The following is an 8,887-nucleotide window of genomic DNA, read 5'->3' as shown; positions in this document are numbered from 1 at the left end:
ACAGGGCCTATGCTGGAAAGGTCGAGCCGCTCGACGCAAAGGCGGATTTTGCCGTCGCTTGCCGAAAACTGCCGGTGATCATGTCGCGGACGGTGGCGATGGCTTCGATCAATGTAAAGCCGTGGGGCATCCAGGTGGCCGGCAATTTCCGCCGCAGTGCCGCGATCAACCAGTGGCTCAGGGTAAGGAGCCGGTTCCCGGCCCTGCTCAACGGGCACGATCCGGTGGTCAGCCGGGTGCGCACGCCAATCGGCCGGCGCGGCATCTACGCGGTCAGGATCGGTGTCGACCATCGCGCCGATGCCAACGTCATCTGCCAGAAATTGCAAAGCATCGGTGGGGCATGCGTGGTGGTGCGCAACCGGTAATTTGGTCGCTGCCGGCGCGATGTTTTGTCTGAGAGAGGCATTTAAAAGCGACAGCCGTGACGTCGCATCCAGCAAAGATTTCAGCTATAGCGGCGGCCATCTTTACCAGGGGCGACAGCCCCTGCCTTTGACGAGCAGCATGGGCACAACATGTTCGATGGATACATTATCTGCGGCACACCGAGGACCGGAAGCACGCTGCTGTGCAAACTTCTGGCATCCACGAAGACGGCTGGCGATCCGCACTCATTCTACCGGCGCCAGGATGTGCTGGAGTGGGCCGAAGAGTGGAAGCTGCCCGATCGCGACACGATGAGTGAGCTCGACTTCAATGTCGCCTATCTCAACGCAGCGATCGCTGCCGGCAGGGGTGGGGCCGGCCTCTTCGGCCTTCGCTTGATGCGCGAAAATCTGGAGGAGCTTTCGGCAATCCTCGACCGGATTTTCCCAAAACTGCCATCCGACAGAGCGCGTCTTGAAAGGGCCTTTGGCCGCATCCTCTACATACACCTCTCGCGGGAGGACAAGCTCGCGCAGGCTGTCTCCCTGATCAAGGCAGAGCAGACCGGTCTTTGGCATATCGCTCCCGACGGCACGGAGATCGAAAGGGTCGCACCGCCGAAAGAGCCCCAATATGATTTCGAGCGGATCAGGCGTGAGGTCGAGGAACTCGAGACCTATGATGCGGCCTGGAACATCTGGTTCGCTGAGCAAGGCATAACCCCGCTGCGCGTCGGCTACGAGCGTCTTTCGGGCAATCCGGCGGCGACATTGCTAGGCATCTGCGAAGTCTTGGAAGTCCGAGCACCAGACGCCGAAGATATAAGGCCCGGCGTCGCAAAGCTCTCTGACGACACTAGCCTCGACTGGATGCGCCGCTATCGCCTGGACGCGGCGGCCTGACGCATTGATGGGCCGCAGCTGGAAATTTGGAGTATAGGCCCAGAGACTATGACCGACCCTATCTACAGCGATCCCGACTTCGTCCAGTTCTATGATATCGAGAACCAAAGCGGCCGTGCCGATTTTGAATACTGTATCGGTCTTGCCGTAAATCGCGGCTCGGTCCTCGATCTCGGTTGTGGCACTGGCCAACTGGCTGCCGAACTTGCCGATGGGCATAATGTCACTGGCGTTGACCCGGCATCGGCGATGCTCGACGTCGCGCGGCGCAGGGCCGGCGGCGACAGGGTCGACTGGGTCGAGGCTGACGCGCGAACTGTTCGGCTCGGGCGGCGTTTCGATCTGGTCCTGCTCACCGGGCATGCGTTCCAGGTTTTCCTGACAGGCGAGGATCAGATGGCGGTGCTGGGCACCATCGCTGAGCATCTCGCTCCCGGCGGGCTCTTCATTTTCGACACACGAAATCCCGCCGAGGAGGAATGGCTGGAATGGACACCGCAGCGCTCCGAACGGGCGGTTACGCATCCCGACCTCGGCACGGTCAAAGCCTGGTATGATGCCGAACACGATGCCGCTACCGGCATCGTCACCTACTCGACCTTCTATGACATTCCGGGCGGTAGACCTGTTCTGGGCGCCGTATCCAAGATCGCGTTCCCCAAGAAGGAAGATCTTGCGGGGATGCTGGACGAGGCTGGCCTGTTGGTCGAGCAGTGGCTGGGTGACTGGCAGGGCACGCCTTATGGCGTGACCTCGCCGGAAATCATCCCGATCGGCCGGTTGTGCTGATCCGGCCGCCGGACTGAATCCGCATCATGCGGTCTTGGCCACCACGGTCTCGCTGAGCCAGGTGCCGATCTTGGTGCCCAGGCGGTCGGGCGAGACGGGCTTCGGCAGATAGTCGTCCATGCCTGATTCGATGCACTTGTCGCGATCGCCCTTCAGCGCATGGGCGGTGACGCCGATGATCGGGATGTGGGCGCCCGTCGAGACCTCCATCGCCCGGATGGCGCGGGTCGCCTCGTAGCCGTTCATTTCGGGCATCGAGACGTCCATCAGGATCAGCTTGGGGCGCAGCGCCCGGTACATCTCGACCGCCGTGCGGCCATTGCCGGCGATGCGGTAGCTCAAGCCCAGCCCATTGAGGATCTGGCCGAACACCAGCTGGTTCACGTCATTGTCCTCGGCAATGAGGATGTCGATCGGTCCGTTCGGCGTGGTTGTCGATTCCGGCGCTGCCGCGACCGGCATTGCCGGGCCGCGGATGACGGTGAAGGCAGGCGGCGCTGCCGGGGGAGCCTGCACGATCGGTTCGCGGACGAACCGCGCCTTACCGACCTGCGAACGGGCCTTCTGGATCACCGAGATGACGGTGCCGAGCAGCACTGCGGAGCGCGCCGGCTTGGTCAGGTGTGCTGATATGCCGAAGTCGATGATCATCTTGCCGAAATCGACCTGGTCGACCGAGGTCAGCAACACTACCGGGATGGAGGACAGCCGGCTGTCGGAAGCAATGGCTCTGGCGACATCGGCGCCGTTCATGCCCGGCATCTGGTAGTCGAGGATGATGCAATCGACGGCGGCGCCGAGCTGAAAGGCGCGGTCAAGGAAGGCGAGGCCGACGGCGCCGCTTTCGGCGGCGGCACAATCGAAGCTCCAGCTTCTGAGCTGCTCGAGCAGGATCTCACGGTTGACCGAATTGTCGTCGATGACCAGCACGCGCGCGCCGGTGACGTCGACCGGTACGATCTCGTCGCGCGCCGCGGCCTGATGCGCGGGCAGCGGCACCGCGAACCAGAACACGGAGCCGCGGCCGATCTCGCTTTCGACGCCGATCTTGCCTGCCATCAGGTCTACGAGGCGGGCGGCGATGGCGAGGCCCAGCCCCGTGCCCTCATGGCGGCGGGTGGACGAGCCGTCGACCTGTGCGAATTTCTCGAACACGTTCTGCAGCTTCTCGGCCGGTATGCCGATGCCGGTGTCCTCGACGCGGATCTTGAGCTGGACCTCGTCGTTGACGATCTCGCCGCCGACATCGATCAGCACATGACCCTTCTCGGTGAACTTCACCGCGTTGCCGAGCAGGTTGGTGATGATCTGCCGGAAGCGGCCGGCGTCGCCGACGACATGGGCCGGCAGGCGCGGATCGACGCGCACGATCAGTTCGAGGTTCTTTTCGGCGACGCGCGCCGACACCAGCGTCGCCACATCCTCGACCGCCTCGGAAAGGCGGAAGGGAGCAGGGTCGAGGGTGAGCTGCCCGGCATTGATCTTGGAGAAATCGAGGATGTCGTTGATGATGGTCAGCAGCGCATTGCCGGATTTGACGATGACGTCGGTGAAGGTCTTCTGGCGCGCCGTCAAATCGGTCTTGGCCAGCAGTTCGGCCATGCCGAGCACGCCGTTCATCGGCGTGCGGATTTCGTGGCTCATATTGGCCAGGAATTCCGACTTGGCGCGGTCGGCGGCCTCGGCCTTGAACAGGGATTCGGCGGATTCGGCAAAGGCGCGGCGGATCGCCACTTCCATCGGACGGAAGATCCAGAAGGCGACGATGGCAAGGGCCGCAAACAGGATACCGCTCGCCCACAACAACAGCCTGTCTGAGTAGGCATCGGCCAGATGGCGCTCATCGTCCATGGCGGTGCGGACGCGGACCAGCATCGGCTGGGCGAACAGGTCGTTCTGGTTGCGGATTTCGCGATAGCTCCACTCGTCGACCTTCTGCGCCACCGACATCAGGTTGAAATTGCGCACCATGTCGCGCGGCGACCAGAACAGATCGCCGTTGACGGAAGCGGACTGGAGTTCGTTGACGGTCTTGATCGACAGCCGCGGCTTGATCGCCGCAAGCTGGGCGGTCAGCGTCTCGATCTCGCCGGTCAGGCGCTCCGAATGGCCGCGCGCCGATGTGGTCAGGGCATCGCGTGTCTCCGCCCGCCAGGCGGTGCCGGTCGTCTCGGCAAAGCTGGTCGCGTTGCGCAGGTCGCGGGTGAAGATGACGAGGTTGCTGCTCAGCGCATCGATGTCGCGGCGAAAGGAATTGACGCGGTCAAGCGCAATCACGATGCCGGCGGAAGCCAGCGCGAAGATCAGCAACCCTGAAATATAGCGGATCCGAACCGACCGGATGAAGGACGAATATTCAGGCATGCGCAACCCCAACACATACGCACCATTTTAATGGCCGGGATTACGCTTCATTTACATTAAAATTTCGTTCGTGCGGGCAGGCAGGCCATACGAGCCGCCGGATGGACAAGCACGCCTAGGCCGCTTCCACGACGAGGGCGCGGATGCGGCCACTCACCGGGCCTTCCCCGAACCGTTTCCCAAGGGCATTCGCCACGTATCGCGTCGCCTCCTCCAGCGAGCCACCGCGCGCCTCGATCTCGGCCCGCAAGGGTGTGCCCTGGCAATAGGCCGCGGCCGCATCATAAGGCGACGGAGCGGCGCTGACGGCATCCAGCGGCTCTATGGTGATGTCACGGAAGCCGGCGGCATGAAGGTCGGCGTGGATGACGTCCCCATCGTGATAGCCATGCGGCGTCCTCGCCATGAAGCGCGGTGGATCGGCCGGGAAAAAATGGCCGAGTGCCCGCGTCACTTCCTCGGCGAACTCGTTGTCTTCGAGGGCACCCCAGACGTTGAACAGGAAATGCCCGCCCGGCCGCATCACCCGCCGCGCTTGACCGTAGGCGCCCACCCGATCGGGGAAGAACATCGCGCCAAACTGGCAGACCACGGCATCGAACTCTGCGTCCTCGAAGGGCAGCGCCTGGGCATCGGCCTGCTGCCAGGTGATGCGAGGATCGTCCGCCATCCGCGTGCGTGCGTGGTCGAGCATGGGCTGATTGAGGTCGGTGACCACGATGCGCGCTTGCGCCGGCAGCTTTGCTGCCATCGCACGTGTCACTACACCGGTGCCCGCCGCCACTTCGAGCACCGATTGCGGTCCGAGCTTCGACGCCCGCTCCGCCAGATCCCGCGCATATGGCTCGAAGATCAGCGGCACCATCGCCCGGTCGTAAACCTCGGCAATGGAACCGCTGAACAGCTTGTCGGTGGTCGACATGGCACCCCTCCAACTCTATCCGCACCGCGTGCTTGCCGTGCGGATGGCAAAGCGATGTCGATCCTCTGCCTCGGCAGGCTTCCGCTCAAGTTTTATTTCTGAATTGGCCGGCGGAGGACGAGCGAGCTTTAGTCAGCTCGATATCTCGGTTGGCGCCAATCTCAACTGGTGCGGGTCGCCACGAACGTCGCCGCTTCTTTCAGCAATTGGGCATCGTTGCCAAAGGGCTCAAGCAGCGCATGCGCCTGTTGGACGAGGCCGTGAAGCTGGCCGCGTGCCCAATTCGCACCATGCAAGGCCACCAGCGTCGCCTTGCCGGCGGCGGCGTCCTTGCCGGTCGCCTTGCCCATTTGGCTGGCATCGGCGGTCAAATCGAGCAGGTCGTCGGCAAGCTGGAAGGCAAGACCGATCGCCGAGCCGAATTCGGCCAGCCGCTCGCGGTCGTCGGCCGGAGCGCCGGCGATGAGGGCACCTGCCTCGCAGGCGAAACGGATCAGCGCGCCGGTCTTCATCGCCTGCAGCCGGATGATGCCGGCCTCGTCCGGCGGCGCCTGTTCGGCTTCGAGGTCGAGTTTCTGGCCGCCGACCATGCCGCCGGGGCCGGCGGCGCGGGCCAGCGCCAGCACCAGGGCCGCCCGCCGCTCCGCCGGCAGGGCGGTCGCCTCGCCGGCGATGATGTCGAAGGCCAGCGTCAGCAAGGCATCGCCAGCCAGGATAGCGGTCGCCTCGTCGAAGGCCTTGTGCACGGTCGGCTGGCCACGGCGCAGATCATCGTCGTCCATGGCGGGCAGATCGTCGTGTATCAGCGAATAGCAATGCACGCATTCAAGTGCGGCGGCGACACGCAGTGCCGCCTCGCCATCGGCGGAAAAAAGGGCCGCACTTTCCATGACCAGGAAAGGCCGCAGGCGCTTGCCACCGTTCAGCACGCCGTGCCGCATCGCCGCCATCAAACGCTCAGGCCGCGCGATCTCGCCCGAAAGCGCACGATCGTCGAGCAGCCGCCGCAGCAGCACCTCGACGGCGGCAGCGCGTCGGATGAGCGCCATTTCGAACGCCATTTGGTCGTCATTCGTCATGGCCGGGACCGGTAGCCGACACTCAGACGTTGCGCAAGAAGGCAAGCGCCATTATGCCGGAGCAGTATGAGCCCGTTTGGAAACTCTACTCCTGCGGTCATCTGAGGGCGTTTTCTGCGCTTCCGGTGCTTGCGTACGCTAATGTACGCTCCGCTCCGATTCTCGAAAACACCGTCACATGACTCACAGGAGCGCGTTTCAAAACGAGCTCTCTGGCACGGGTTGGGCGGCTTGGCGGAACCGATCGTCGATCATGAAACCGAAAAGCTGGACATGGCGACGAGATCGCGGGGCGTAAACCGCCGTGGTCTCAAGCGCTGGGTCCGGCGCGGCATCGTCGTGGCCGCGGTGCTGGCTTTGATTCCGGTCGTGCTGACGTTTCTGTACCTGCCGTTCTTCGTGCATCCTGTCTCGACGCTGATGCTGAAGGACCTGGCGACCTTCTCCGGCTACGACCGCCGCTGGGTGCCGATCGACGACGTGTCGCCGGTGCTGGCCAATTCCGTCATCATGTCGGAGGACGGGCAGTTCTGCTTTCATCGTGGCGTCGATCTCGGCGAGCTGAGAGGCGTCGTTGACGACGCGTTGGCCGGCGAGGCGACGCGCGGCGCCTCGACCATCACCATGCAGACGGTCAAGAATCTGTTTCTCTGGTCGCGGCCGCTGGGCTCGGTGCGCAAGGTGGTCGAACTGCCGCTGGCCGTCTATTTCGATGCGGTGATGTCGAAACGGCGCATCATGGAAATCTATCTCAACATCGCCGAGTGGGGCCCGGGCATCTACGGCATTGAGGCCGCGGCACAGCACCATTTCGGCGTTTCGGCAAAACAGCTGTCGCGACGGCAAGCCGCCCTGCTGGCGGTCTCCTTGCCAAATCCGATCGCCCGCAATCCGGCCAAGCCCGGGCCCGGCCTGAGGCGGCTTGCCAATCTGATCGAGCGGCGAGCCGGCCGCTCAGGCGCCTATGTCGGTTGTCTCCGCTAGACGATCCAAAAAAATTCGCGCCAGTGCTGGCCAAAACGGCACAGGGCGTGTATAGGCACCCGACTTTCTCAGATTTAGGCCCCGACATGGCCCTTTCACGAGGGCGGGCGGGGCTTTTGACCATGTAGTGGAGCATATCCATGGCCGTTCCGAAACGTAAAACCTCTCCGTCCAAGCGCGGCATGCGCCGCTCGGCCGACGCCCTCAAGGCCCCGACCTATGTCGAGGACAAGAATTCCGGCGAAATGCGCCGCCCGCACCATATCGACCTGAAGACCGGCATGTATCGCGGTCGCCAGGTGTTGACGCCCAAGGAAAGCTGAGACCAGCCTTTCCAAAGGCTTGAATCCAAAAGGACCGGCCGGTGGCCGGTCCTTTTGCGTTTGGGGGCCGGGCGCGCGCATACTCGAAGCATGGGCGATAACCATTGCAGGCAACCGGCTGACATGGTTGTTGCGTGCGGTCTTCGACCGTGTTCAGCGCTGATAGCGAAACATCTTGACGGCGTGCCTATGGCGCATTCTACAAAGGATTGCCCCCACATGGAGACGCCAGATGTTCGGTGCCATTCCGCTGCTGATCGTGCCTTTCGTGCTCTACAATCTCGGACTGCTGGGAATATTCGGCAGCGGTGACGATCCGTGGGCAAGCGAGGTCTTCTCCTTCAGCATGATGTCGGGCGGGGTGTTCTCGATGACGCTGGGCGACCTGATGATACTGATCGGGCTGGTCTTCCTGTTCCTAGAAATGGCGAAGTCGGTGCGCACCACCAATGCGTCGATCATGGACCATCTTCTGTCGACGCTGGTGTTCGTGGCCTTCCTGGTCGAGTTCCTGCTGGTGAAGGGCGCCGCCCATTCCGTCTTCTTCACGCTGATGGTCATCGCGCTGTTCGACGTGCTGGCCGGATTCGCTGTGTCGATGCGGTCGGCCAGCCGGGACATCAATTTGAATTAGGTCCCCAGCGCGGAACGCGGAAGTTTGACGGGCGCTTGCGCTGACAGTTGGCGGAAACGCCATAACGTCGTCATCCTGGGGCGTAGCAAGGAGCGTAGCGACGCGGCGCAGCCCCCCAGGATCCATGCCGCGACACGTGAGCGTTTCAGCGGTCCAGAATTCTGCTCCGCTGCACTCTACGGCTGATGTTACGGAATGGATCCTCGGGTCTCCGCGACGGAGCTTCGCTCCTGCTCCGCCCGTGGATGACGAAGTTTCCCGATGCTCAGCCCGGATCGGCGGTGAAACCGGCGGCCTTGATGCCGGCGATTGCCGCGGCTTCGTCATTGTCCGACGTGTCGCCTGAAATGCCGACGGCGCCGATGATGTCGCCGGCCTTGTCGCGGATCAGCACGCCGCCGACCACCGGCAGCACGCGTCCGCCAGAGACGTCCGAGATGCCGGCGACGAGGTGCGGGCGCTCCTTGGCGAAAGCCTCGACTTTGCGCGAGCCCATGCCGATGGCGAGCGCACCATAGGCC

General features: G+C 63.3%; 10 protein-coding genes. 6 read left to right on the top strand and 4 right to left on the bottom strand.

The window, feature by feature from the left end; genetic code table 11:
• The 3 genes from EN943_RS31540 to EN943_RS31530 form a co-directional block, all read left to right on the top strand.
• A partial coding sequence (locus tag EN943_RS31540) for an SPOR domain-containing protein (RefSeq protein WP_164778474.1) occupies positions 1 to 368 on the top strand: 368 nt, incomplete at its 5' end.
• Positions 369 to 518: 150 nt separating this feature from the next.
• The gene (locus tag EN943_RS31535) at positions 519 to 1,271 is read left to right on the top strand and encodes a Stf0 family sulfotransferase (protein ID WP_127415944.1); all 753 of its coding nucleotides are present in this window, start codon (positions 519 to 521) and stop codon (positions 1,269 to 1,271) included.
• Between the two features lie 48 nt (positions 1,272 to 1,319).
• A complete protein-coding gene (locus EN943_RS31530) occupies positions 1,320 to 2,060 on the top strand; it encodes a class I SAM-dependent methyltransferase (protein WP_127415943.1) in 741 nt (246 codons plus the stop codon).
• A gap of 24 nt (positions 2,061 to 2,084) precedes the next feature.
• Here the strand turns inward: EN943_RS31530 and EN943_RS31525 are convergent, their stop codons facing one another.
• The 3 genes from EN943_RS31525 to EN943_RS31515 all read right to left on the bottom strand — a co-directional run bounded on the left by EN943_RS31525 (position 2,085) and on the right by EN943_RS31515 (position 6,425).
• Positions 2,085 to 4,424 (bottom strand): response regulator, encoded by a 2,340-nt coding sequence (locus EN943_RS31525; RefSeq protein WP_127415942.1) that lies wholly within the window; start codon positions 4,422 to 4,424, stop codon positions 2,085 to 2,087.
• Positions 4,425 to 4,539: 115 nt separating this feature from the next.
• A complete protein-coding gene (locus EN943_RS31520; protein WP_127415941.1) occupies positions 4,540 to 5,346 on the bottom strand; it encodes a class I SAM-dependent methyltransferase in 807 nt (268 codons plus the stop codon).
• 161 nt (positions 5,347 to 5,507) lie between these two features.
• The gene (locus tag EN943_RS31515) at positions 5,508 to 6,425 is read right to left on the bottom strand and encodes a polyprenyl synthetase family protein (protein WP_127415940.1); all 918 of its coding nucleotides are present in this window, start codon (positions 6,423 to 6,425) and stop codon (positions 5,508 to 5,510) included.
• A 222-nt stretch (positions 6,426 to 6,647) separates the two neighbouring features.
• Between EN943_RS31515 and EN943_RS31510 the strand changes: the two genes are divergently transcribed.
• From EN943_RS31510 to EN943_RS31500, 3 genes are all read left to right on the top strand, one after another.
• Positions 6,648 to 7,409, top strand: coding sequence for a transglycosylase domain-containing protein (locus tag EN943_RS31510; RefSeq protein WP_127415939.1), 762 nt, complete (start codon positions 6,648 to 6,650; stop codon positions 7,407 to 7,409).
• 140 nt (positions 7,410 to 7,549) lie between these two features.
• A complete protein-coding gene (gene rpmF, locus EN943_RS31505; protein ID WP_008834724.1) occupies positions 7,550 to 7,732 on the top strand; it encodes a 50S ribosomal protein L32 in 183 nt (60 codons plus the stop codon).
• A gap of 232 nt (positions 7,733 to 7,964) precedes the next feature.
• Positions 7,965 to 8,366, top strand: coding sequence for a hypothetical protein (locus tag EN943_RS31500; RefSeq protein WP_023810946.1), 402 nt, complete (start codon positions 7,965 to 7,967; stop codon positions 8,364 to 8,366).
• 265 nt (positions 8,367 to 8,631) lie between these two features.
• Here EN943_RS31500 and EN943_RS31495 read toward each other — a convergent pair.
• The coding region (locus EN943_RS31495) for a heme-binding protein (protein WP_206522842.1) at positions 8,632 to 8,887 on the bottom strand (256 nt) is incomplete at its 5' end.

Source organism: Mesorhizobium sp. M7A.F.Ca.US.006.01.1.1, assembly GCF_003997935.1.
Classification (GTDB): Bacteria; Pseudomonadota; Alphaproteobacteria; order Rhizobiales; family Rhizobiaceae; genus Mesorhizobium.
This window is presented reverse-complemented; position numbering and strand designations above follow the sequence as displayed.